The 24,308-nt window shown below is 49.4% G+C and carries 24 protein-coding genes; 15 read left to right on the top strand and 9 right to left on the bottom strand.

Annotated elements, in window-relative coordinates:
• Positions 1–67 precede the first annotated feature (67 nt).
• From SIL79_RS16435 to SIL79_RS16415, 5 genes are all read right to left on the bottom strand, one after another.
• Complete coding sequence (locus tag SIL79_RS16435; RefSeq protein ID WP_162206378.1) at positions 68–1,669, bottom strand: PepSY-associated TM helix domain-containing protein; 1,602 nt, start codon at positions 1,667–1,669, stop codon at positions 68–70.
• Positions 1,670–1,957, bottom strand: a complete 288-nt coding sequence (locus SIL79_RS16430; protein WP_028779881.1) for a hypothetical protein — start codon at positions 1,955–1,957, stop codon at positions 1,670–1,672.
• Positions 1,954–2,211 carry a hypothetical protein gene (locus tag SIL79_RS16425; protein ID WP_162206377.1) on the bottom strand — a complete coding sequence of 86 codons (258 nt, stop codon included), beginning with the start codon at positions 2,209–2,211 and terminating at the stop codon, positions 1,954–1,956. Before SIL79_RS16425 ends, SIL79_RS16430 begins: the two co-directional genes overlap by 4 nt.
• Before the next feature lie 908 nt (positions 2,212–3,119).
• A complete protein-coding gene (locus SIL79_RS16420) occupies positions 3,120–4,397 on the bottom strand; it encodes a tyrosine-type recombinase/integrase (protein WP_039032948.1) in 1,278 nt (425 codons plus the stop codon).
• A 93-nt stretch (positions 4,398–4,490) separates the two neighbouring features.
• Positions 4,491–4,679: a hypothetical protein gene (locus SIL79_RS16415; protein ID WP_319619576.1), complete on the bottom strand. Its 189-nt coding sequence runs from the start codon at positions 4,677–4,679 to the stop codon at positions 4,491–4,493.
• 225 nt (positions 4,680–4,904) lie between these two features.
• Here SIL79_RS16415 and SIL79_RS16410 point away from each other — a divergent pair, with 225 nt between their 5' ends.
• On the top strand, positions 4,905–6,482 hold the full coding sequence (locus SIL79_RS16410; protein ID WP_144361499.1) for a response regulator: 1,578 nt from the start codon (positions 4,905–4,907) through the stop codon (positions 6,480–6,482).
• 36 nt (positions 6,483–6,518) lie between these two features.
• Here the strand turns inward: SIL79_RS16410 and SIL79_RS16405 are convergent, their stop codons facing one another.
• Positions 6,519–6,806 (bottom strand): hypothetical protein, encoded by a 288-nt coding sequence (locus SIL79_RS16405; RefSeq protein ID WP_157823068.1) that lies wholly within the window; start codon positions 6,804–6,806, stop codon positions 6,519–6,521.
• Positions 6,807–7,245: 439 nt separating this feature from the next.
• On the opposite strand from SIL79_RS16405, the gene ccoN reads away from it, so the two are divergent.
• From ccoN to ttcA, 11 genes are all read left to right on the top strand, one after another.
• Complete coding sequence (ccoN, locus tag SIL79_RS16400) at positions 7,246–8,682, top strand: cytochrome-c oxidase, cbb3-type subunit I (protein ID WP_028779894.1); 1,437 nt, start codon at positions 7,246–7,248, stop codon at positions 8,680–8,682.
• Between the two features lie 12 nt (positions 8,683–8,694).
• Positions 8,695–9,300, top strand: a complete 606-nt coding sequence (gene ccoO / locus SIL79_RS16395; RefSeq protein ID WP_025010382.1) for a cytochrome-c oxidase, cbb3-type subunit II — start codon at positions 8,695–8,697, stop codon at positions 9,298–9,300.
• Between the two features lie 10 nt (positions 9,301–9,310).
• Positions 9,311–9,487 carry a CcoQ/FixQ family Cbb3-type cytochrome c oxidase assembly chaperone gene (locus SIL79_RS16390; protein WP_039032950.1) on the top strand — a complete coding sequence of 59 codons (177 nt, stop codon included), beginning with the start codon at positions 9,311–9,313 and terminating at the stop codon, positions 9,485–9,487.
• Between the two features lie 5 nt (positions 9,488–9,492).
• Positions 9,493–10,473: a cytochrome-c oxidase, cbb3-type subunit III gene (ccoP, locus tag SIL79_RS16385; RefSeq protein WP_101056347.1), complete on the top strand. Its 981-nt coding sequence runs from the start codon at positions 9,493–9,495 to the stop codon at positions 10,471–10,473.
• 104 nt (positions 10,474–10,577) lie between these two features.
• Positions 10,578–11,057: a FixH family protein gene (locus SIL79_RS16380; protein ID WP_039032951.1), complete on the top strand. Its 480-nt coding sequence runs from the start codon at positions 10,578–10,580 to the stop codon at positions 11,055–11,057.
• An 8-nt stretch (positions 11,058–11,065) separates the two neighbouring features.
• Positions 11,066–13,462 (top strand): heavy metal translocating P-type ATPase, encoded by a 2,397-nt coding sequence (locus SIL79_RS16375; protein WP_319619569.1) that lies wholly within the window; start codon positions 11,066–11,068, stop codon positions 13,460–13,462.
• The gene (ccoS, locus tag SIL79_RS16370) at positions 13,459–13,686 is read left to right on the top strand and encodes a cbb3-type cytochrome oxidase assembly protein CcoS (protein ID WP_039032953.1); all 228 of its coding nucleotides are present in this window, start codon (positions 13,459–13,461) and stop codon (positions 13,684–13,686) included. Before SIL79_RS16375 ends, ccoS begins: the two co-directional genes overlap by 4 nt.
• Positions 13,676–14,368, top strand: a complete 693-nt coding sequence (locus SIL79_RS16365; protein WP_039032954.1) for a sulfite exporter TauE/SafE family protein — start codon at positions 13,676–13,678, stop codon at positions 14,366–14,368. The genes ccoS and SIL79_RS16365 overlap by 11 nt, the downstream gene beginning before the upstream one ends.
• Positions 14,369–14,423: 55 nt before the next feature.
• Positions 14,424–15,176, top strand: a complete 753-nt coding sequence (gene etrA, locus SIL79_RS16360) for an electron transport transcriptional regulator EtrA (protein WP_025010389.1) — start codon at positions 14,424–14,426, stop codon at positions 15,174–15,176.
• A gap of 89 nt (positions 15,177–15,265) precedes the next feature.
• Positions 15,266–16,192: a universal stress protein UspE gene (gene uspE, locus SIL79_RS16355; RefSeq protein WP_039032955.1), complete on the top strand. Its 927-nt coding sequence runs from the start codon at positions 15,266–15,268 to the stop codon at positions 16,190–16,192.
• A gap of 78 nt (positions 16,193–16,270) precedes the next feature.
• Complete coding sequence (ttcA, locus tag SIL79_RS16350; RefSeq protein ID WP_039032956.1) at positions 16,271–17,233, top strand: tRNA 2-thiocytidine(32) synthetase TtcA; 963 nt, start codon at positions 16,271–16,273, stop codon at positions 17,231–17,233.
• Positions 17,234–17,407: 174 nt separating this feature from the next.
• Here ttcA and SIL79_RS16345 read toward each other — a convergent pair whose 3' ends face one another.
• Positions 17,408–17,869, bottom strand: a complete 462-nt coding sequence (locus tag SIL79_RS16345; RefSeq protein WP_319619564.1) for a hypothetical protein — start codon at positions 17,867–17,869, stop codon at positions 17,408–17,410.
• Positions 17,870–18,059: 190 nt separating this feature from the next.
• On the opposite strand from SIL79_RS16345, the gene dgt reads away from it, so the two are divergent.
• Positions 18,060–19,517 (top strand): dGTPase, encoded by a 1,458-nt coding sequence (dgt, locus tag SIL79_RS16340; protein ID WP_226684295.1) that lies wholly within the window; start codon positions 18,060–18,062, stop codon positions 19,515–19,517.
• Positions 19,518–19,586: 69 nt separating this feature from the next.
• Here the strand turns inward: dgt and SIL79_RS16335 are convergent, their stop codons facing one another.
• Together SIL79_RS16335 and SIL79_RS16330 are read right to left on the bottom strand one after the other, a co-directional pair.
• A complete protein-coding gene (locus SIL79_RS16335; RefSeq protein ID WP_319619562.1) occupies positions 19,587–21,053 on the bottom strand; it encodes a transporter substrate-binding domain-containing diguanylate cyclase in 1,467 nt (488 codons plus the stop codon).
• Between the two features lie 125 nt (positions 21,054–21,178).
• Positions 21,179–21,451 (bottom strand): hypothetical protein, encoded by a 273-nt coding sequence (locus SIL79_RS16330; RefSeq protein WP_052247918.1) that lies wholly within the window; start codon positions 21,449–21,451, stop codon positions 21,179–21,181.
• Positions 21,452–21,999: 548 nt separating this feature from the next.
• Here SIL79_RS16330 and SIL79_RS16325 point away from each other — a divergent pair.
• Together SIL79_RS16325 and SIL79_RS16320 are read left to right on the top strand one after the other, a co-directional pair.
• A complete protein-coding gene (locus tag SIL79_RS16325) occupies positions 22,000–23,073 on the top strand; it encodes a DUF3080 family protein (RefSeq protein ID WP_319619561.1) in 1,074 nt (357 codons plus the stop codon).
• 136 nt (positions 23,074–23,209) lie between these two features.
• Complete coding sequence (locus tag SIL79_RS16320; protein ID WP_319619560.1) at positions 23,210–24,280, top strand: hypothetical protein; 1,071 nt, start codon at positions 23,210–23,212, stop codon at positions 24,278–24,280.
• Positions 24,281–24,308 lie beyond the last annotated feature (28 nt).

Here is a 24,308-nt window from a genome sequence, read left to right as displayed (position 1 = left end):
CTTTTGTTATGGTTTGATTCAAACGAATGGACTAAGACTGAATGCTGGTTTGCAGCCCAGCAACAGGCTATTTTTGCGGCATGGCCCAGATACTGTCAGTCGGACCCTGGGTCGCTCGTTTAAAGGTTTTGAGTGCGCCAAAGGCAAAGATGGCGGCAAAACCGAATGCAGTAAGATCCACCGCCCAGGTGCCCGGGGTCTGCGGTGCCCAAATTCCAAGGCCGGGTGCCAGCAACGCCAGCATGGATGTCAGCGGCATTGCCACACAGACCAGCGCCGATAGTGCTTGCAGCGTTACCGCGGCTCTGGCAGCACCACGCCAGAAAGCATAAGCCAGGGCGAAAAGGAAACTGGCGTAGTAACTCCACAGATAGAGATGATTGATATTCTCTACATGAGCATATCCCCATTTGCCCAGCAACATGGCCAGCGCCACGCCTAACATTGAACCCAAGCAAATTCCCACAGTAGCGGCCCCAAGGAGCCTGACTCTTCTTGGTTGCTGTGGAATAGGCTCTCCCTTGCGCTGTTTACTGCGGCGCTTTTCCAGCCATAACAGATTACCGCTGTAAAACAGCATGGCACCACTCATTCCGAGGAAAAAATAGAGCCAGCGACCGGGATAGCCGCCGTAGGAGCCAAAGTGAAGTCCAAAGAATACCGAAACCATCCGGCCCCAAACGCCTTCTTCACCCGGAGTAAAGGTGCTGTTGCCCACCTCAAAGGTGTAGGGATTGATATAAAGGAAGTCTCCTATGGGGCCGCGCATCAAGGCTTCTTCGTTATACATGGCCATCCGGACCATGGGAGCCGGAGTATCCATACCCATATAGGTCAAACTGAGCGCCTGATAACCGGGCGCGAAGCTTTCGGCCCGAGCAACCAGTTCGGTTATCGGGGGCAGGGTGCTCAGTGAGCGCACTTCGCCCTTGGGCGCTTCACGGTTGAACATCGGCTTATCGCCGTAAACAAACTGCCCCAAGGCGCCGTACAATTGATCGTGAAACACAAACACCACCACAGTCACACTGATAATGATATGAAATGGCAGTGCGGTGATGCCAAGCAGATTGTGGCTGTCGAGCCAAAAACGATTGGGGCCTTTCTTGCGCCTTAAGGCAAACAGCGTTTTCACCAGAGTAGGCAGCAGGAAGATCACCCCGGAAACCAACGCCATAAAATAGAGAATGCCAGCAACCCCCATAAAATAAGCACCGAGCTGCTCGTGTCCCATATCGCCAGGAATACCGCCGGTGCGGTGCAGCTCATCTATCAAGCGTGCCAGTTGACTCTTGGGTTCCTTATGGGAGATGAGCTCACCTTGATTGTTTAAACTGGCATGCCAAAGCTCATCGCCCAGACCCCATTGCCGCTCACTGCCGGAGGCGTACCAACTCAAAGGCGAATGCTTGTCGCTGGCAAGATGAAGGCTGAAACCCTTACTTAACTCAGGGTGTTGCGCTCTGGCTTCACTGAGTAGTTGGTCCATCTGTTCCAGTTTCACCTGTGGCAAAATGGTTTGCGGCGGTGATGACCAGGCGGCAATCTCTTCCTTGAACATGGTCAGGGCGCCGGCATAAAAACCGATAAACAGTAAAATCCCGGCGAGTATGCCCACCCAGGTATGAAGTGTTTGATAAATTCTGAGAATATCGCTGCGGATCTGCATTTACTTAACCCACCATAGTAGCAGCCATGCAAGCACGTTGGCCGCCATTAGCCAGAAAATGGCGCGGCGGGCACTGTAGAACAAATAGCTGAAGCTGAAGAATGAAAGCCAGAGTGGCGCTATCAGCCACATATTGAATTGCACCTTATCTTTGGCATCTATTCCACCAGGCCCCACCCAGGCAAAGATACCACTGAGTGCTACTGCCAGGGCAAAGCCCAGCAAGGCGCCGGCAAGGGTTTTCCCCAGCCAATCAGGGCGGATTTTATCTTTTTTAATGGTTGTCATTCGTTGTCTCCCTTGAGCAGGGAAATAAAGGGCAGGGAGCCCAGCAGCATGGAAAGCAACATTAGCCAAAAGAACAGTGCGGCCGAAGCCGTCAGCAGTAAACCCCAGCCGAGCAGAGTCAGCAGCAATAATAAAGTGCCCAGTAGATTGGCCTGCCAGGGCAAAGGTTTGGCAAGCAAGGCCTGGTGTTTACTGCCTAAATAGATAAGCAGTGAACCCAGGGGCATCGCCAGGATCAACAGGAGGTACCACATGAGTTGCGATGTCCGAAGAATTAGTTTGATAAAGAATCGCAACATAGCACAAGTATCAGACCCGTTAAATGATATTTGTTCGCATTTACAATTAGGGCTGGCTTAAACACAGGCTACTGATATTAATGCTTAAACCTATGAACAACTCACATCAAACCTTTGAAATGATACTGGGGATGTGACCCCACATATGGTCGTGGCCAGGAAGTTAAGCCGCTATGTGGACTGGCACTGCATTTTTGATTGACAGCTGTTGTTTAAAGGCGCTGTAAGCCTTTCTTGGGAACATCTCCAATGGAGGGTCTAATGTGGAAAGAACTGGTATTCAGGGATGTCGTTCATAGCTCAATGCATTGTTGAGGTCACTGGAATTACCGGAGCCATTTGACCGGCAAATGGAAACTTAGCCTCTTGATAACTATGCCTCTTGATAACTATGTTGAATAGAGTAAAGCATCCGAGATCCTGGTTATTTCAGACCAGCCAGCTATAAGGTGTAGAGACAATCGCGATGAAGCAAGGGTTATGGGGAAAGCAACTCATAAGCTAAGTGGGACAAATTAATTAAATTGATGGGGCAAATCGTTGGCAAGTACTTAGTCTTAATGACGTCAGTAATTATCTGGCGTAGTTGCAAGATAAGCAATTCAGGACATTCTTGGTTATTGTATGTTTTACATGAGACAGGCATCCATGATGCAGGGTGCGGGGGCATGGATTTGTAGAGAAAGCAGAAAGAATAAAAGAATATATGTAGATAGATTCATTCAGACTCTATTTAACATAATATACATTGTGCGCATTTTTATGTGCAGCTGTTTGAAATCTGGAGTGTTATTACCGGTAATTCCAGGTTTAAGGCAACTTTTGCTCCTAAGCCACCTTAACCTCTGTGCAATATCCTTGGATTAACTCTCAATTCCTTGCAGTCGATCCAATGGTTTGGCGGATGCGCTCTGGTGCCTTTCTTCCTGACTGGTGTGCAGGTACTGCGATGTTGTGTCTATGCTTTCATGACCGGCGTCAGCTTGCACGTGTGATAAAGGTCGCCCGTTGAGATTGATGTCATGGGTGATCCCAGTATGACGAATGCTGTGCGCTGTGAGTTGCCGCATTTCATTGGCTTCACGGATAAAGCCATCCTTCTCGGCATCATCGGCGGCGCAGTTTATCAGAAACTGAATTTCATCCCGCAGTTGACGTATACCGAGGTTGGCATTGAGCACGCCGCTTTCCCGCCCTCGGCCGGCGGCGCGATGCCGTATAAACAGCGGCGTGGTTTCATTGGCTTCGGGATAATCGCTCAGTCCCAGGTGGCGCCGGTAACATTGCAGTGATTGCAGCAACGCCTTGGATACGGCTACGTTTCTGGCCTTGCCGCCTTTGCTCCTGGGAATATGAAAATACCAGATGCCACTGTGATTATGACGCTTGAATTGACTCATGGTTGGTGCATAACCGGCGCGGGCGGCAATTTCCGAGATCCGCAGATAACAGCCGTACATCAGGTTAATCAAGAACAGACTGCGTTGGTGTTGTGCCGGCAGCGTTTCCGCCAGTCGCTGTACGCAAGCCACAAGATAAGACCATTGCAACTCACTGAACACCTTAAGTTGCTCTTCGGCAGGATCTAACCTGAACTTACTCTTATTAGCAAAGCGGCTGTGATTGAGCCAGAGTTGCGCCGGGTTGCGCTCGCAATACTCTTCGCTCATAAGATAAGTATAAAATGATGAAAGTATGGCAATTTTCGTCTTCAAGGCATTATCGCTCAGACTGTATGGCAAAGGTTTTCCAAGCGCCTTGCGCCCAATAAACGGTCGCCAGCTGGGATTGGGTTCCCGGCTCTGACTGAGCTTATCCGTCTTGAATTGTGGGACGTTGAAATAACCCACTAATTCTGTCGGTGGCGCCTGACAATAAGCCACGTAACGTCCTATTTCCCGTCTGCCTACCTTGGCTGCTGATATACCTGCAACATCGAAACACCAATGAAAAAAGGTTGTCAGTTCACTCCGGTAAGCCTTGTAGTTGTTTTCACTGTCTCTTTGTTCGTAAAGCCAGTCTGTTGCATGCTCAAGCAAGAGACCCGCATCGGCCACTTTACCCAGGCTTAAATGGGTTATATAGCTGTTGACCACAGGATTGCCCTGCAAAAGTAAGTCTGCGCGGTCAAACAACGGCATGGCAGATAACGGCTGATTGTCTTCCAAGGTAAAGCCTATTCTATAGCAATGATTATTATAGATTTTACCCTTTTTTCACTAATGCCGATAATGTTATTTATCGGCACTAATCTCTGTCTCACATTGGCTGCACTGGTGATCGCAATGGACTCTTTGCTTACAGCACCAAAGGCACAATTGCCAAACCTGCTTTTTGGATTGACTGTCGAGACAACGAAAGTCCGCGGCACATAACTCGCCCTTGTGGATCAACTCAGCCAGTTTGGCGACGGGTATCGCCATGCAGACCTCCTGATCAGTTTTATACGCTATTGTTCTGCTGTTGGCTTTCATTCTTTCACCCTTCGTTAATGAGAATAATTCTCAATATAGTAGATCCTGACGCTGCTGAAAATCCCCCTATCCCACCGTGAGCCAATTTTGTGAACAATTGCTAGCCCTTCTCTAGGCTTGGACTACACTTTTGATTGGTAAATCAAAACTATTCAAATGATTGGAGTCAGACTGATGCTGATCGACACGGCCAAAAAAGGCCCTTTATTTGCCTCTAAGACAGCTTCAACCCCCACAGATAATCTGCCCCCTTGGAAAATACTTGTGGTGGATGATGAACCTGATGTGCACACAGTCACTAAACTTGCCCTCTCCCGTTTCAAGCTCGATGGCCGCGGTTTGAGCTTTATCAACGCCTATAGTGGCGAACAAGCCAAAGAGTTACTGCAAGGCGAAGAGGATGTCGCCGTCGCCTTTATTGATGTGGTGATGGAAAGTGATCATGCCGGGCTTGAATTGGTACGTTGGATCCGTGAAAGGCTGCAAAATAAAGCTATCAGGCTGATTCTCCGCACCGGCCAACCCGGGCAAGCGCCGGAAGAGGACGTGATAGTCAACTATGACATCAATGACTATAAAGCCAAGGCCGAGCTGGACTCCCGTAAACTGACAACCTGTGTCTACTCTGCCCTTCGTTCTTTCAGGGACATTACCGAAATTGAGCAGGCGCGGCAGATGCAGCTCAATCATCGTCGCGGACTGGAGCGAGTACTCGGAGCGACTTCTGGCCTGTTTGAACTGCGCACTCTGCACAAATTTGCCGATGGCTTACTGACTCAGGTCGCCAACTTGTTGGAGTTAAAAGGCACTACAACCATACTCGGTTGTAACGCTATGGATGCAGTGACTGAGCCTGGTGAAAACAAAAAAATTCAAATCATTGCCGCCACAGGTGAATTTACCAACCACCACGAAAAGCCCTTGCCTGCAGAGATCCGCTCACTGATGGAAGAAGCCCTGAAAGAGCAGCGCTGCCTTTATCGGGATAACTGCTTTGTGGGCTACTTTCCGGCCAAGAATAACTGGGTCAACCTGCTTTATATGGATTCTGTCAGCCAGTTGACCGATCTGGATAAACAGCTTATCGACATCTTTGCCATCAATGTCGGGATGGCGTTTGAAAACCTGTTGCTGAACCAAGAGGTGGAAGATACTCAGTCGGAGCTTATTCTACGTCTTGGTGATGTGGTGGAAAGCCGCTCCAAGGAAGCGGCCAATCATGTAAAACGCATGGCCGAATATTGCCACGCGCTGGCGCTGATAGCCGGTTTGCCGGAGCCTGAAGCCGATCTGCTCAAGCGGGCAGCACCTATGCATGATATAGGGAAAATAGCCATTCCCGACAATGTGCTGCTCAAACCGGGGAAACTGGACGATATTGAATGGGATGTAATGCGCCAACACCCGATAATCGGCCATCAGATCCTGGCTAATTCTGAAAGGCCCATTTTAAAGGCTGCCGGCACCATAGCCTTGCAACATCATGAGAAATACGATGGCAGTGGCTATCCCAGAGGTCTCTCGGGCAAAGAGATCCACCCTTTTGCCAGAATCGTTGCCATTGCCGATGTGTTCGATGCGCTATCCCATGCCCGCTGCTATAAGCCGGCCTGGCCGCTCGATGACGTACTGAGTGAGATGCAATCCTGCAGCGGCAACCATTTTGATCCGAACTTTTTAAAGCTGTTTATCGATAACATAGATGTTTTCATCAAAATCAAAAACAGCTGGCGCGATGACGCGGGATCTTGAGTTGTTGCCAATGGCGCGTCAATAAGGTGATTCTTATTACTTTTGCTTGTGACTATCAGCAAGAAAGTCGAACCAAGTGGAGTACTGTTCTGTACCTTGCTGCCAACTGACAAACACCCGCCATACCATATAACCACTGCTGCAGGAGCCAAAAATCAGCTGGCCCTCAAATGATTCCCCTTCGGTGGCAGATGGCGTCATAGGAATGACGCCCATAAACATATCTCTGCCTTCTACACGAAGTTTGAGATTGGACACTGGGCGATCAAAGCCAAGCTGCCAGTGAATAGGCTTTTCGCTGGGGGCATATTCTGGGTTTAACATCAGAGAGATCTGCTGCTCGCCCAATTTTTTAACACAAGCAGACACGGAAAAATCACACAAACTGGGATCGCTGGCAGATTGGGTTGCGCTGGAAACTTGAGCCTGGTCACACCCAAGAAGCGCGAACAGGCTGAAAACGACGCAAAATAGCTTGGAAAGAGTCACGCTATGCATAAAATTTCACCTTATGCTGCAAGGTGTTAACATTCTATGGTCAAGTTTGATCTGGATCAACAATGTGTCCGGCAGATTGGTATCTTTTTTGATGTAGCTCAAGTATCATTGCATCGCCTGACGTTTTATTCCAAATATGCAGGCCAAGCCATTGACACAAGAGTGTGACTCTCATAGGGGACGCCTTCACTCGAGTCATTTTATAACAGGTAAAGGCCAGTCCTTTACTGAACAACAAGTAAAAGTAATAAGCAGTGGAAGCAATATGATGAACCATTCCCAGCCAACAGGCGCTGATTACAATTACACCGTTGTCCGCCAATTTGCCTTAACCACAGTTTTGTGGGGCATTATTGGTATGTCATTAGGTGTACTTATCGCGGCTCAGTTAATCTGGCCACAGCTGAACTTTGAGACTCCTTGGTTAACTTTCAGTCGTTTAAGACCGTTACATACCAATGCTGTGATCTTTGCGTTCGGCACATCAGCCCTTTTCGCCACATCCTATTATGTCGTTCAACGCACCTGTCAGACCCGTCTGTTTGCACCTAAGCTGGCTGCATTCACGTTCTGGGGCTGGCAAGCCATCATCCTTTCGGCCGTAATCACTCTGCCGCTGGGTATCACCAGCAGTAAAGAATATGCCGAACTGGAATGGCCGATTGATATCGCCATCGCCGTAGTCTGGATCGCTTATGCGACCGTGTTCTTCGGTACCATTATCAAACGAACCACTTCCCACATCTATGTGGCCAACTGGTTCTTTGGCGCCTTCATTATCACAGTAGCCGTACTGCACATAGTGAACTCCATGGCTGTTCCTGTCAGTCTGTGGAAATCATACTCGCTGTACAGTGGCGCCGTCGATGCTATGGTGCAATGGTGGTACGGCCATAACGCGGTAGGCTTCCTGCTGACTGCCGGTTTCCTCGGAATGATGTATTACTTCGTTCCCAAACAAGCCGGGCGTCCCGTTTACTCATATCGTCTGTCGATTGTCCACTTCTGGGCACTTATCGCCCTGTACATCTGGGCCGGTCCTCACCATCTGCATTACACCGCCCTGCCCGATTGGACTCAGTCTCTGGGTATGGTGATGTCACTGATCCTGTTCGCACCTTCTTGGGGCGGCATGATCAACGGTATCATGACCCTGTCCGGTGCTTGGCATAAACTGCGTACCGATCCGGTTCTGCGCTTCCTGGTGGTATCTCTGTCCTTCTACGGTATGTCTACCTTCGAAGGCCCTATGATGGCCATCAAGACAGTAAACGCACTGTCTCACTACACCGACTGGACCATTGGTCACGTTCACTCTGGTGCACTTGGCTGGGTTGCGATGGTGTCTATCGGTTCTCTGTACCACCTGATCCCTGTGCTGTTTGGTCATGGCCGCATGTACTCCACCAAGCTGGTGAACCTGCACTTCTGGCTGGCGACTATCGGTACCGTACTTTATATCGTTGCCATGTGGATCTCCGGTGTAATGCAAGGTCTGATGTGGCGCGCTGTGAACGCAGACGGCACCCTGACTTACAGCTTTGTTGAAAGTCTGGAAGCCTCTTATCCGTTCTACTTCGTCCGCTTCCTGGGTGGTTGTTTCTTCGTAACGGGTATGCTGATCATGGCTTACAACGTGCTGCGCACTGTTTATGCCCCTAAAGACTCTCTGCCTGCCATCGCAGAAGCCAAAGCCGCATAAGGAGCAGTAACGATGAAATTCAATCATGAAATAGTTGAGAAGAACGTCGGCCTGCTGGGTATCTTCACTGTGATTGCCATCAGTATTGGTGGCCTGGTGCAGATCACGCCGCTTATCTTCCAAAAAGATACCACTGAGCCGGTTGCCGGTCTCAAGCCTTACACAGCCCTGCAGCTGGAAGGCCGTGATATCTATATCCGTGAAGGATGTAACAACTGTCACAGTCAGATGATCCGTCCGCTGCGTGCCGAAACCGAGCGTTACGGCCACTATTCGGTTGCCGGTGAATCTGTTTGGGATCACCCATTCCTGTGGGGCTCCAAGCGCACCGGTCCCGACCTGGCCCGTGTGGGTGGTCGTTACAGTGACAAATGGCATGAAGTTCACCTGATCGATCCCCGTGCCGTTGTTCCTCAGTCCAACATGCCTGCCTTCCCTTGGCTTGCTGAAAACACCCTAACAGGTGAATACACAGCCAAGAAAATGGAAGTGATGCGTGGTTTTGGTGTGCCATACGAAGATAAAGATATCGAAGGCGCCCAAAAAGCCGTTGAAGGCAAGACAGAGCTGCAGGCGCTGATCGCCTATCTGCAGTCGCTGGGACACGCACTGAAATAAGGAGGCAAATATGGACTACGGCACTATACAAGGGATTATAACGCTGGTTTTGATCCTGGTTTTTGTCGGGATATTTGCTTGGGCATATAGCTCGCGTCGTCAAAAGCAATTCGACGAAGCGGCTAACCTGGTGTTTTCCGATGAAGAACAACACCAGAATGCGAAGGACTCAGGAGAACACAAATAATGTTAATGAGTAACTTCTGGAGTATCTGGATCACCGTACTCAGCTTACTGGTGATCGCAGGATGTTTTATTCTGCTACGGCTCTGCTCCAAAAACACCACGCCGGAGATTAAAGAAGGCGACCTGATGGACCACAGCTATGATGGTATCCAGGAGATCAACAACCCACTGCCTAAATGGTGGAGCTATCTCTTTTATATCACCATCGTCTTTGGTCTGCTCTACCTGGTACTCTACCCAGGCCTGGGTAATTACAAAGGCCTGCTCGGCTGGAGTAGTTCCAACCAGAGCATAGGTACAGAGCAAGGCATCAAGGCCGACTCTGCCAAGGCGATTGCCGACGCAACAGAAGAAGGCCGTTGGGTGCAGTACGATCAGGAAGTGAAGCTTGCCGATGAGAAGTACGGCCCTATCTTCGAAGCCTATAAAGCAACGCCATTGGCCGAGCTGGTTAAGAACGAAGAAGCTCTCAAAGTAGGTGGCCGTCTGTTCCTGCAGAACTGTGCCCAGTGTCACGGCTCTGCCGGTCGTGGTGGCAAAGGTTTCCCTAACCTGACCGACGGTGACTGGTTGTACGGCGGCGAGTTGGAAACCATCAAGACCACCATAATGAACGGTCGTCACGGTATGATGCCACCTAAAGGTGGTCTGCCTATCGATGACAGCGAGATTGAAGGTTTGGCCGAATATGTGATTAGCCTGTCCGGTCGTGAACACGACGCGGCTTTGGCTGCCAAAGGCCAGGGTTCATTCATGAAGGGCTGTTTTGCCTGTCACGGTATGGACGCCAAAGGCAACAAGCTGATGGGTGCCCCTAACCTGACCGACAATGTCTGGCTCTACGGCGGCAGCCGTGGCGTGATAATGGAATCCATCAAGAACGGCCGCAGTGGCGTTATGCCACCTTGGAAAGACGTTCTCGGTGAAGAGAAAGTTCACGTTATCGCCGCTTACGTATACAGCTTGTCACATCAGGCAGAGAAGTAAGTTCGCTTGACTTTTCAAAGGCCTCGATAATTTCGGGGCCTTTGTTTTTAAAAAACCGCTTTCGCGATAGAATAGCCGCCCAAATAGAATAGTAGGTAAACAGTATGAGCGCTCCACAAGCCTGGTATAAGCAGTTCTGGCCTTGGTTTCTTATCGTTTTGCCCATGTGCGCCGTTATAGCCAGTTTTGCCACTCTGCGTATTGCCCTCACCAACTCCGATTCCCTGGTTGCCGACGACTACTATAAAAACGGTAAGGCAATTAACCAGGACATCCACAAAATTCAATATGCCCGTCAACTGGGGATGCAGTTTTCCCTTGAATGGCATAATGGTGAACTTTTGATAACCCAACACGGCGGCCCGGAATATCTCGCGGCAATGAATCTGGAGTTTTACCACCCAACTCTGGCAGAAAAGGATTTTACCCAAATGCTGACGGCTGATGCCTCCAAGGTCTATCGCTATATCCCCAATGAGTCGCTTGATGGCGCCTGGGTTGTGCGAATCGAAGGATTTGACCGTAAATGGCGTTTGCAGCAAAGACTGCAAATAGAAGCGGATAAAACCTACTGGCTCAATTGAGTGCTGTCATGACACATACAGTCTGTTTTCATTGTGGGGAGCCCGTGACCACGGGTATGCAGTTCAGTACAGTGATTGATGGTCAGGCTCAGCCCATGTGTTGTCTTGGCTGTCAGGCAGTGGCTCAGGCCATCATGGATGCCGGACTGACCAATTACTATAAATTTCGCTCCGAACCCGGCAGCAGGCAAAACGCTCTGGTGCCGGACGAGCTCAAGACCTTCAGTGCCTACGATCTTCCCGAAGTGCAGCAGGATTTTGTGCATGATCAAGGCAATCAAACCTCAGTCTCGCTATCGATTGACGGCATTACCTGTGCCGCCTGCGCCTGGCTCATCGAGCATAAAGTTAAACAGTTGCCCGGCATAGATTCGGTGCAGGTTAACTCCACCACCCAAAGAGCCCTCATCAGTTGGCGTCCGGCCGACATTAAGCTGTCTGAAATACTTAATCAAATCGGCCGTATCGGTTATCAGGCGGCGCCTTATCAGTTGGATGATCAGGAAGTTCAGAGTAAAAAGAACAGCCGTAAGTTTCTGCTGAGGCTTGGCTTGGCGGGCTTTGCCACCATGCAGGTGATGATGTTTGCCCTGGCGCTGTACGCCGGTTACTTTACCGGGCTTGAAGTGGAATATCGCGACTATTTCCGCTGGGTAAGCATGATGTTTGCCGCACCTGTGGTGTTCTATTCGGCGCAGCCTTTTTATTTCAGTGCGCTGCGGGCCCTGCTTGCCGGCAGGCTCAATATGGATGTGTCTGTCTCCATCGCCATCTGCGGCGCCTATATCGCCAGCTGTATTGCGACAGTACAAGGCACTGGCGAAGTCTATTTCGAGTCTGTGTCCATGTTCACCTTCTTCCTGTTGCTTGGGCGCTATTTTGAACAGGCGGCGCGGCAGAAAGCCTCGGTCAGTTCGAGTAACCTGCATAAGTTGGTGCCCTTGACCGCCCAACGTATTACGGAAAATGGCAGCAACGAAGAGATCCCCGCCAAACGTCTGCAAATAGGCGACTTGGTGCTGGTAAGACCGGGGGAAGTGATCCCCGCCGACGGCTCGGTTGAGCACGGCCATTCTGCGGTCAACGAGGCCATGCTTACCGGCGAGCAGATGCCGCAGAGCAAACAGCCTGGAGACCAGGTTTATGCCGGTACCATCAATCAGGATCAACCACTGAAAGTACGGGTGAACGCCATAGGCCAAGATCAACTGGTGGCAGAAATCATCCGCTTGCAGGAACTGGCCTCCAATAACAAACCCGCCGTCGCCATGACGGCCGACAAGCTGTCGCGTTATTTCACCGGCACCATACTCAGCATAGCGGCTATCACTTATCTGGTGTGGCACCAGTTCTCACCCGAAGATGCTTTCTGGGTCACGCTGTCTGTATTGGTAGCTACCTGCCCATGCGCGCTGGCCCTGGCAACCCCGACTGCTGTGACCTGTGCTACAGCACTGTTTACCCGCCTCGGGGTGATTACCCGTAAAGCGGGGGTATTTGAAAAATTGCCACAAATTGATGCTGTCGTCTTTGACAAGACAGGCACCCTCACCTGCGGTAATCTGACCTTATTGGAAACCCGCATCAACAAAGGCCGTGAAGCTGAGTACAGCGAGTTGCAGGTAAAACAATTGGCGGCAGCGCTCGAAGCCGGTTCATTGCACCCGATAGCTCTGGCTTTCAGCCCTTATGGGGGCACACTTGAGGCTGAAAACGTGCATCATCAAGTGGCTCGCGGCATCAGCGGCCAAATCAATGGTCGCGATTTTAAGATAGGCAACGCCGAGTTTGTCGGTATCAAGTTTGCGCCAAGTCAGCAGCAACAGGTGTTCCTCGCCGATGAGCAAGGTTTGGTGGCCAGTTTTATTTTGCAAGACAGGCTGAGAGAAGACGCCAAGGATACGGTCGAGGCACTCAAGGCAAACAATATCCGTCTGGCGATTGCCAGCGGTGATACCCGGCCCCATGTCGAATCTCTGGCCCGGCAAGTTGGCATAACTGAAGTGCACGCAGACATGAGCCCGGCAGACAAGCTCGACTATGTACGCAGTTTGCAACAACAACATAAGGTAGCCATGTTCGGCGATGGCATCAATGATGCCCCAGTGCTTGCCGGCGCCGATCTCTCTATCGCCATGGGCAGTGGCACCGCGCTGGCGAAAAACAGTGCTGATCTGATTCTGCTTGGCGATCATCTGTGGCGCTTTACCCAAGCCATAGCCGTTGCCCGCAAAGCCAATCGTATCATTCGTCAAAATCTTGCCTGGGCTTTGGGATATAACCTTCTTATACTGCCTCTGGCCGTAACAGGTCATGTCGCACCATATATCGCCGCCATCGGCATGTCGGCCAGTTCGCTGATCGTTGTCAGCAACAGCCTCAGACTTCTCAGGGTCCGCTTATGAGTATTATTTACGTACTAATCCCCATCGCCATGCTGTTTGTGCTGATTGCTGTTGGTGTGTTTTTCTGGGCGGTAAAATCGGATCAATTTGACGATCTTGAGCGCCACAGTGTGTCGATTCTGTTTGATGAGGAACCTATGGACAGCAAGACGCAACAGGAGCAATCTCAAACGGCTGAAACTGAAGTCACTCAAGCTCCTCAGGATAGAGGCAATGGAATATAACCTCACAGGTGCCTTTTTAGTGGGCCTAATGGGAGCCGGACACTGCTTTGGTATGTGCGGTGGTTTGGTGGGCGCCTTTTCGAGCCAGCTTCCCGCTGCCCGTCGAGGCCAGAATCCGCTGGCGCAACAACTCTCGTTTCTGCTTCCCTATAATCTTGGCCGTATTCTCAGTTACAGCCTGGCCGGCGCTTTGGTGGGCGGTTCTGCCGCTGGGCTTGGCATGCTGTTTGATATCGATATTTACCTCTTGGTGCTCAGGCTCATTGCCGGTGTGATGATGATCGCCATGGGGCTCTATATTGCCCGCATCTGGGTAGGGCTGGTGCAGATTGAGCGCCTGGGTCAGGGATTGTGGCATTTACTTAAACCATTGTCCCAAAAAGTGTTACCCGTGACTCACCCCGGGCAGGCTTTATTGGCTGGTATGGTATGGGGCTGGTTGCCTTGTGGGCTGGTATACAGCACTCTTACCTGGGCCGTGGCCAGCGGCAGCGCCAGCCAGGGCGCGCTTATTATGCTTTGTTTCGGTTTGGGAACATTACCTGCCCTGCTCAGCGCCGGGGTTGCCGCCAAGGCGCTGGCCGACTGGGCTCAAAAGCGCGCAGTGCGTTTAATTGCCGGTTTACTCTTGGTTGGATTCGGGATCCAAACACTCTATATCGCCTTGGCTCAGCTCGACTAGCCGGGGTCAGTGAATTGGTTTAACATGGGAAGAGTCGCTTTACTTGAGAAAGACTATGACAATAGACAACAACAAGCATCGTCGCCCTGCTGCCGGGGGCTGTACCATTCATTGTCATGATTGCAGCATGGGGACCTTGTGTATTCCCTTTACGCTCAACACTAATGAGTTGGATCAGCTTGACAACATTATCGAACGCAAGAAACCCATTCAGAAAGGTGAACAGCTGTTCAAGTCCGGAGATCCGCTAAAGTCTCTATATGCTATTCGCTCCGGAACGATTAAAAGCTATACCATCACAGAACAGGGTGATGAGCAGATCACCGGCTTCCATCTGGCCGGTGATGTCATAGGCTTTGACGGTATCCATGCCCAGTCACACCAGAGTTTTGCCCAGGCCCTGGAAACCTCTATGGTCTGTGAAATCCCCTTCAATACTCTGGATGAACTCTCAGGTACCATGCCCAAACTCAGACAACAGATCATGCGCTTGATGAGTAATGAAATCATGAGTGACCAAGGGATGATCCTGCTGCTAAGCAAAAAGAATGCCGAGGAACGCTTGGCCGCTTTCATCAGTAACCTGGCCGCTCGTTTTGGCAGCCGTGGCTTCTCCCCTAGGGAATTTCGCCTCACCATGACCCGTGGTGATATAGGCAACTATCTTGGCCTGACGGTAGAAACTATCAGTCGTTTGCTGGGACGGTTCCAAAAGGCCGGACTAATTGAAGTGAAAGGTAAATATATCACTATACTGGATCTGGAAGAGCTCGACAGGTTGGCTGGAGCTGCCCGGATAGCAAGATAGCAAGCGATTCAATATATTGATCTCAAGCAATACAAATCACAGCCAATATCGCATGATATAGGTATATCCTGCGGAATAAGGAAAAAGCCATGAGGGACTATCAAAAGCTATTGGTCGTAGTCGACCCTACATCAGAACAGCAACCTGCTCTTGCCCGCGCGGTGGAACTCGCCACCCGCAGCAAGGCCAAGATCACTGTCTTTCTGTCTATCTTTGATTTCTCCTATGAAATGACCTCAATTCTTTCCAATCAGGAACGTGAGGCCATGCGTCAAGGGGTGATTAACCAACGTAAAGCCTGGATCGCTGATCTGCTCAAACCGCACCAGCAAGCCGGACTCGAGATAGACAGTGAAGTACTGTGGCACAACCGCCCGTTTGAGAGCATCATCAACTTTGCCATTCAGGGAGAATATGACCTGATAGTCAAAGGCACCCATGAGCACGACAAACTCAAAGCGGTTATTTTCACCCCCACCGACTGGCACTTGTTGCGTAAGGCTCCCGTGCCTGTGTTGCTGGTAAAACAGCATGACTGGCCGGTAAAAGGTAAAATTCTCTGCGCCGTTAACGTTGCTTCTGAAGATGAAGAACATCAATCCCTGAACGGCAAGATCATTGAACATGCTCAAGAGCTTGCAGCCAAGTTCGATGCCGAGGTGCACCTGGTTAACGGTTATCCGGGAACTCCGGTCAACCTGGCGATTGAACTGCCGGACTTTGATGCCCACACTTACAACGAAACCATTCGCATGCAGCACGAGCAACGGGTCAATTATCTGGCCAACAGCTACGGGGTTGATACCGCCCACTGTCACGTGAAAGAAGGTCTGCCTGAGGATGTTATCCCTGAGCTGGCAGAGCAATTGGACGCCGAATTGGTTGTTCTCGGCACTGTGGGTCGTACCGGATTCTCTGCCGCGCTTATCGGCAACACAGCAGAACATGTGATAGATTCGGTCAACTGCGATCTGCTGGCGGTCAAACCCGACGGTTATAAGTCGCCTCTGGCCTGAGTCGCCCCTTTACCCGACCGGCTTTAGCTGGAATAATACGCGCCCTGAACCATAGTGTTACTGGGCGCTTATTTTTTTATGTCTGAAGTTATGCAAGAGCTGGATAAGAAACAAATCACTCGTCTCAACAAACTGCAAAAGCGTTTACGCCGCGAAGTCGGCAGTGCCATTGCCGATTACAATATGATTGAAGAAGGCGATCGCGTGATGTGCTGCCTCTCCGGCGGCAAAGACAGCTATGCCATGCTGGACATTTTGTTGAACCTGCAGCAGCGTGCACCTGTGCAGTTTGAAATTGTCGCCGTCAATCTGGATCAGAAACAGCCCGGCTTCCCGGAAGAAGTGCTGCCGGCGTATCTGGATAGCCTAGGCGTGGCCTACCATATTCTAGAAAAAGACACTTATTCGATAGTCAAAGATAAGATCCCCGAAGGCAAGACCACCTGCTCGCTTTGTTCCAGGCTGCGCCGCGGTACCCTTTATGGGTTTGCCCAGCGAATAGGAGCCACCAAGATAGCACTCGGCCACCACAGAGACGACATCATAGAAACCCTGTTCCTTAACATGTTCTATGGTGGCAAGATGAAGGCCATGCCACCCAAGTTGCTATCGGATGACGGAGCCAATATGGTGATCCGTCCCCTCGCCTATTGCCGAGAAAAAGACATTGCCGAATACGCCAAGCTGAAAGCCTTCCCTATCATTCCATGTAACCTTTGCGGCTCCCAGGAAAACCTCAAGCGCGCCGAGGTCAAAAATATGCTCAAGCTGTGGGACAAACAGTTCCCCGGCCGCATCGAAACCATTTTTACTGCGATGCAAAATACTGCACCATCCCAAGGCGTTGATAGAAACGTGTTTGACTTTTTGGCTCTGGAGCGTAATCCGGATGCTCCTGCCAGCGGTGAAGTTGCCGAAGCTGATTTGCCAGCCTTTGACTTTATGGATGTCAGCAACAGCGGCCATATCGATCTCGATAATGCAGCAAAACATGCAGACTCGAGTCAACGTATTGAAGTAGTGGGCGTTTATCAGCCCTGAGCACGCTATTATCCGAACAAGCTGCCATTGCTTGTTCGGAACCATTACCGCATATTACGACGACCATTAAAATACGAAATACTGCCAGGATCTGAATGGCTTTTCGTCGAATGGCGAATGTCAGCGCAGATGGGGCTGGAACAAATCTGCCCCATCCCCTGTAGCTTGGTTGGATTATTTACTACGGTGGAACTTGGCGTCCTGATCGAGACACCACTGAGCCGCTGCACTCTTGTCTTCATTGGGCCGTCCGGTCAACAGTTCTCCTTGTTCATTGATGTAATAGACAAACGCTTTGGCATCCCCCAGTTCATCCCAATACAGCATGGCTTCATCTGCTTCAAGGCCTTCACAAGTCGTGATTTTATCCCCAATGGATTCAACATAAGCACTGCCCTTTATCTGACTCAGCGGCACGCCTGTGCATTGGTTATTATCATAGAGATTAGCCACACTATGGAAGCGGTTTTCCTCAAAGCGCATGATAAACTCCTTACCCAGTTTTTCGTCACTGAGACAACCGGTTGTCCACTCCCCTTGGAGTCTGTCCGGCATGGTATCATCGCCATGGAACATCAGGAAACCGAGGGTCGCCGCTAAAATAAGCAGCAACATCACACTTAAAGACTTGAGCATTAACACTTCTCTGACAAAGGATTTGTCAGGATAGTACTCTGCGATCGCCAAAGACGCTATCGAACTCATCGCAAATTTACATAGAGTGTCACAAATTGGCTCCATGGGATAAACTGTGGCACATTGAAAGTATTTACAAATTGCTGAGTTTTTTCTTTTTCAGGCAACCACTTATTTGGAGGTTTTCTCGGTGTCATCCACATTTTCTGAGATAGATTTTCGTCGTAAAATTACAGCACAACGTCCATTTGGCAAAGTGGACGCTCGGGTCGATAATCCAGAAAAACTGCAGTTGGCACTGGAGAGTGATCGCGGCCGTATCATTAACTCGGCCGCCATTCGCCGTCTACAGCAAAAGACTCAGGTATTCCCGCTGGAGCGCAATGCCGCGGTACGAAGTCGTTTGACACATTCGTTGGAAGTACAACAAGTTGGACGCTTTATCGCACAGAGGATATTTAGATACCTGGGGCCGGATGCTGAGCTATACGGTTTGCAAGAATTGGAGCGGCAACTGGAAACCCTGGTGGAAATGAGTTGTCTGATGCACGACGTCGGTAATCCTCCCTTTGGTCACTTCGGTGAAGCCGCTATCAGTCATTGGTTCAGTCGTAATCTTACTTCTCTTGTTCCTTCAGGGTTTGATTCCGAGTATCCTGAATTAATTCAAGATTTATCTCATTTTGAGGGTAATGCCCAAGGTATACGCTTAATCCACACCTTGTTAGGGCTCAACCTCACCTACAGTCAATTGGCCGGCATTTTGAAATACACTCGCCCGGGCACGCTAGTGAAAGATAAAGCCAGTCCTGAGCATAGCTATTTGATGAAAAAAGTTGGTTATTACGCCAGTGAGTCCAGCTTTGTTGCCGAACTGACACAAGCCATGGAAATGGCACCCGGTTGTCGTCACCCAGTGAGTTACATCATGGAGGCCGCCGATGATATTTCATACTGCCTTGCTGACATTGAAGATGCGGTGGAAAAAGGCATTATAGAGTTGGATACCCTAAAACAGAGTCTGATAGCCGAATACCAGCGGCAAATTGCAGTCAAGCAAGACGCTCTCGGACACCAGGACTTTATGAGTAAATCGATTGAAGCGGCAGACAGCAGCGCCCGTCACCTGGCAATCAACCAACAAAGCCAGTTCTTTACTTTCCTCCGGGTTCGGCTGATACACCCTTTGGTCAATCATGCCGCCAAGCGCTTTATCGACAATATTGATACTGTGTACCACGGCAACCTGAACGAGTCGCTGCTTGAAGATGGCGGCTATGAGCACGCCATTACAGAAACGCTCAAGCAAGTCGCTATTAAACAGGTATTTTGCCATCGGGAAGTGGAGAAACTTGAGCTACAGGGATACAGGATCATAACAGGTTTACTGGATAACTATCGTTCCCTGCTGGCATTGAGCGAGGATGAGTTTAGCAAACTGGTACAAGGGCAGCCCAAAACTGCGCTTATCGAAACCCGGCTATTCCATAAGCTGCCCGGTAAACACCTGGCCACCTATAAAAGAGCCATTGAAACCAATCAGTATCCTGAATTTTATCATAGGTGCCGTTTACTGCAGGATTATATCAGCGGCATGACAGACCAATACGCTTTGGATGAGTACAGACTACTTATGGTACTTGACTGAGTCTGAGCTTGATAAAGACTATTAAAATAACTGCATAAGAACCAGGCCTCTGGCGACAATCAGTTATTATCAGAAACGTCGGAACAGCAGATCATTACGTCCGGACGCCTTAACCTGATACATCAAGCGATCGGCATCGGCAAGTACCGAAAGCGGATCTCGACTTCCCGGATCTGCGTAGACGGCTCCTATGCTAATACTGAGTGGCAGTTCGCCCACTTTGGTCGAAAATGGTGCTTGTCCTACGGACAACAATAAACTCCTTGCCAGCTTTTGGGTTCCGCTCTCTGTCATCCCCAATTGCAGGATACAGAACTCCTCTCCGCCTACCCGGGCAAATACGGCATCTTCTGGCAAAAGAGTTGCCACCCTCTGTACCAGTTGGCAGATGAGCTCATCCCCTACAAGATGACCATAACTGTCATTGATCCTTTTAAAATCATCAATATCAAACAGCAACAGGGTTAAACTATCGTAACTGCGGCTGTCGCAAGCTTGTTCCAATGCCTCCATAAATGCCCGTCGGTTGCTTATTCCTGTCAGGCTATCGGTTGCCGCCAAATGAAGCAACTCTGCGTTAACTGCTTCCAGTTCTGCAGTGCGGATAGCCACAGTGCGACGAAGCATAAATACGTAGCTTATGACAGCCAGAAAAAGCAAAGCCAAAACAACTTGCAATAGATAGCGTGGATAAACCGTTTCCACATACATCCAACGATTTAGGATCCTTTGGTATTCGGCATCAGGAATGCGCGCCAATCCTTGCCGAATTTCTTCCTGTAAAGTGATATTCCCCTCTTTGACGGCCGAGCGAATTTGAGCACTGTAAAGATGACGAACCGGAACAAAAAGTGTAGGTTCTTGCGAGGTGTAAAGGTAGAAATTGGCAACCTGGAGATCAGCAACAAAGGCTTTTAACCTTCCCGCTACTGCACTTTTGAGCATCTGCTCGTTACTGGCATAAACAATTAAGCTGGTATTTGGAAACTCTCGACGAACGAAAGCCTCTTCATAGCCGCCGCTCACTACTCCCACTTCACCACCGCTATCCAGATAACGGCCAGGCTCTGTACCGAGCAATGCCTGGTTGAAGAACAGTTGACTCTCTATGCCAAGTAGCCCCTGGGCATAATCGAGATAGTGCTCTCTTTCCTGAGACCAAAGCAATCCGGCATGAATATCGGCCTGACCGCTGCGAACCAAATCCAGCGAGTGTTGCCAATCGGTCAATATGAATCGGATTTTGACTCGATTGGCCTTGGCATATTCACGCCAAATATCCACTAACATGCCGCTGGGTTCACCGGCATCATTCAGGTAAGAAAACGGTTTCCAGGAACCTGAGTTGGTGACAACAAGCTCTCTGATCGGAACGTCAATCTGACCCTTATTCGTTTGCTCTGCAGCCAAGCTTTGGCCAACTACCAATAACAGAGGCAGAAAAACAAGCTTTGTTTGACTTTGACATAGCCGAGACAGAGTAATCGACAACAGCTGAAGCCAAGGAGTAAGAGAGACAATAACAGCAAGTTTCATCAGGCCGGAATATCCTTTCAAGGCGCGACATTGGCGGGTCATACCCAGGTTGGACACCCAGGTTCAAAGACGGCCACCAGAAACACAAAATACTAACATTGGAGCAGGCATTCCGGCATCAACTTTCAGCAACGGCGGATCCGTACCACTTTCATGGTTTCCATCTCAAATCCGGCTACTATAGTGGTTTGGGGATAATAATCGACCGATACTCTGGCGCCTTTGAGCGAACGGTATTTTTTGGGGCGTTTGAAACGAAATGGTGCATCGCAATTTTCCAACATCAGTGTGTGTTGGATCCAGTCGCCTTCATCCCTTTGGGTATGGGAGACAACCGTCTTATCTTCGGTGTGATAAAGTGGTGAGTGTTTCTCTGTCAATACGTCAGCTATTGTCATAATGCATTTACCTCCGATAGGTCGCTTCTGACTATGTATCCAAGGTCCTGACGGGCCCGACCTTGCCCGTCCAGCTCGGGCAGTAGCTTCACCTTTTGCTTCCATTTCCTTTTAAGAAGCAAATGCGAGAGACCTGGCTGTAAAGTCGCTTCCGCTTTTAGTGGCGATAGCGGCAGGGAAAAGTATTCCTGCCGCGGCAGATTGGCGGTAGCTTTTCAGTCGGGTCTGGGCAAACAGAATCCCCCCGGACGTATAGTCTCCGAGGAAAGGTCAATATAAGGTGAGCAAACATTGTAGCAAATTTGCACAGAAAGATCTTGGTGAAAAAAGAGACTGATATTTTGTTAAACCAAATTTTCAGCTAAAGCAGCCCCCATTAATAAGAGGTATCATTCTAAAAGACTAATCCCCCCGGAGAGCTTACCCCTGTTTATGGCCACTTGTCTCCTGATGACTCAAAATCATTGCTAGTCACCGTTATATGGAGAGCCTAAGGTATATGAACAGCTTAAGGTCGATAAGCCGCTCCCTTTCTCAAGGTGATTACCATGTTGGTTCCTGTCAGATTTTCCAAATGTTGCAGTCTTCTAATTGGGATTGCGCTGGGCCTGACCGCTTGTCAAGATAACACACAAGCGCTATGGCATGACTACGCGGAGCGTCTTAGCCGAGTCACTGAACAAAGCTTTATCGCCCCTGATTATCTTCCCAAGGATAATCGCCTCTTGAATAGCGTCGGCGAGATACAAGCTCCCTCCACAAGAATGTCATTGCCATTGCTGAACAGCCTGGGGTTGATGCATTGTCGTCTGGGTGAGCTCATAGCACACCACAACTCAATTCTTGGTAAAGTAGCCGAGCCCAGCGAACAGTTTAAGTATCAACTGGCCTTTATTCAGGCTGCACCGGCTTGTTTGCAAAGCCTCAGCCTTGATGATCAAAGCAGACGATTGTTGACGGAAGCCAAGTTACAGAAACAAAGAGAGCTGATGGATTGGTTCTACTGGATGTTATTAAAAGACAGAGCTTTGGATAAACTCCTGTTCATCAGCCATGATTCACTTTCACGTAGATCCCCCCTTGCCGGACTAACCGAAACCGAATTGGCGCTAGCCAACTTGGTGAAACTCAAAACCGATATAGAGCTGGCACAATCTGGCCGTATTTCCTGGCACGCATTGGATGTCACAAACCTTGACTCTGCACTGACTGAATTGGCGCGCAGCCGGATTATCGCCCGTAACATGCGAAGCCAGTCGATCAGCCTTCTTTGGTTAATGCAGCTTAACGATTGGTTGGAACCACAGCTAGCTCTTCTTTTATGCCGTCCCGGCCATAGCAAACAACGTCAGGAGATATTGCAGCGAATACTAGTACGAAACTTCACCGGACCGATACAGCAGCAACTGAGTCACAGTCGTCACATACAGCGACGCTTGGGCAACATGTTGCAAAGTCTCTATCAAGGAACACCTCATGCTGAACGCATTGAATATTTCTTTGCCGAAACCACAGGTGGTCCGAAAGACCTCCTAAATGCACGTCTCAATGATGAACTCAAACGTCATGTACATTGGTGGCAAAAATTACGAGACTCCTGCAACGGCACTCCGGCAGGATAATTAATAACATAAACAATTGAATAATAGGGTTTTATAATTTAGTTTATTGAGGTGTCCTCAAAGAGTTATGTTGCGCAATGGTTGTATTTTGGTAGCATTGCAACAATATCCTATGCTGCTCAATCAGTGAGTTTTAATGAGAATACTTCAGGTTAGTCGGTGGTTCAGTCCAATAGTACACCAGTTTTTAGCTTTTACCCGTCGATTTCACTCAGAGATAAGCCAGCGACTTGCCAAATTAACCATAGCTCAAAAGCTCTATCTGCTGGCCCTTTTCAGCTTACCGCTTTATGAAGACCATCCGGCATTACCAACTTTGCTGACGGTAAGTGCATTGATTATTGAGTTTTGGCCATTATTTAACAAGCTGTGGCATTCATTAGCCGGCAAAGCCATGATACTGCTATTTTATGCCACCATTGCCAACTTTTCCCTGGCCAGCAGTGGTGCCATAGTTAATGAAGTCACAGGGGTTTCTGCGGCACATTTTAACTATACGCATAACTTTGCCCTGTTACTTGAACTCCCGGTTTGGATGGTTATCACCAGTAGTATCGCCTTGTTATTATTACAAATGCTGTTACCTTTCTATCTGGCAGGCCTATTATTGCTTAAATTGGTAGGGCTCATTGGTTTCAAGTGGCAGCCGAAATACGCTTATCCCGTCAGTACAGCATTTGTCAGACTCACATTGTCTTTTTTAATCCTTCATCATCTTATGTTATTGATAGATATGGAACATTTTATTGAGAGCCGTGTTCGACTTGATGATGATGGCGTGAGTTTCTCCTTCAATGGTCAATTCAAACCGGACAATAAGCAATTGAGTAATACTAACCAATCGAAAGCTGACGCTGATAACACTGACCATGTGAATTTGAAGGATGAAACTCACGAGGAAAACGCCATTAATGAGGATAACGCTGATCGTCCTGAGTCGGTTAAAGCCGAGGAGGAAGCTGCAGTTTATTCAAGGTTTACCGCGGCCTATCGCCAAAAAGTGAGACAACTGGTAGCGGATTTCGCTTTCGGTATGGAGGCAGATGGCCGTAGCCGCTGTCAGTTGGCTGAGTCAGCCCATGCTGTTGAGCTTAATGATTATGAGTTACTGCAAATCCAGCAGGATCACCAAACCCTTTATGGTTATCGTTTTGAAGTAATCCCCTGTATTTCACCGGCCTTTCCAATAACAAAAACAAGACCTTAAGGCTTTTATTCTCCAAGCGCTGCAGAGC

Origin of the sequence: Shewanella indica, from assembly GCF_033842865.1 — a bacterium.
Classification (GTDB): domain Bacteria; phylum Pseudomonadota; class Gammaproteobacteria; order Enterobacterales; family Shewanellaceae; genus Shewanella; species Shewanella indica.
The sequence above is the reverse complement of the archived record's forward strand: the minus strand, read 5'-3'. Positions and strand labels throughout refer to the sequence as shown.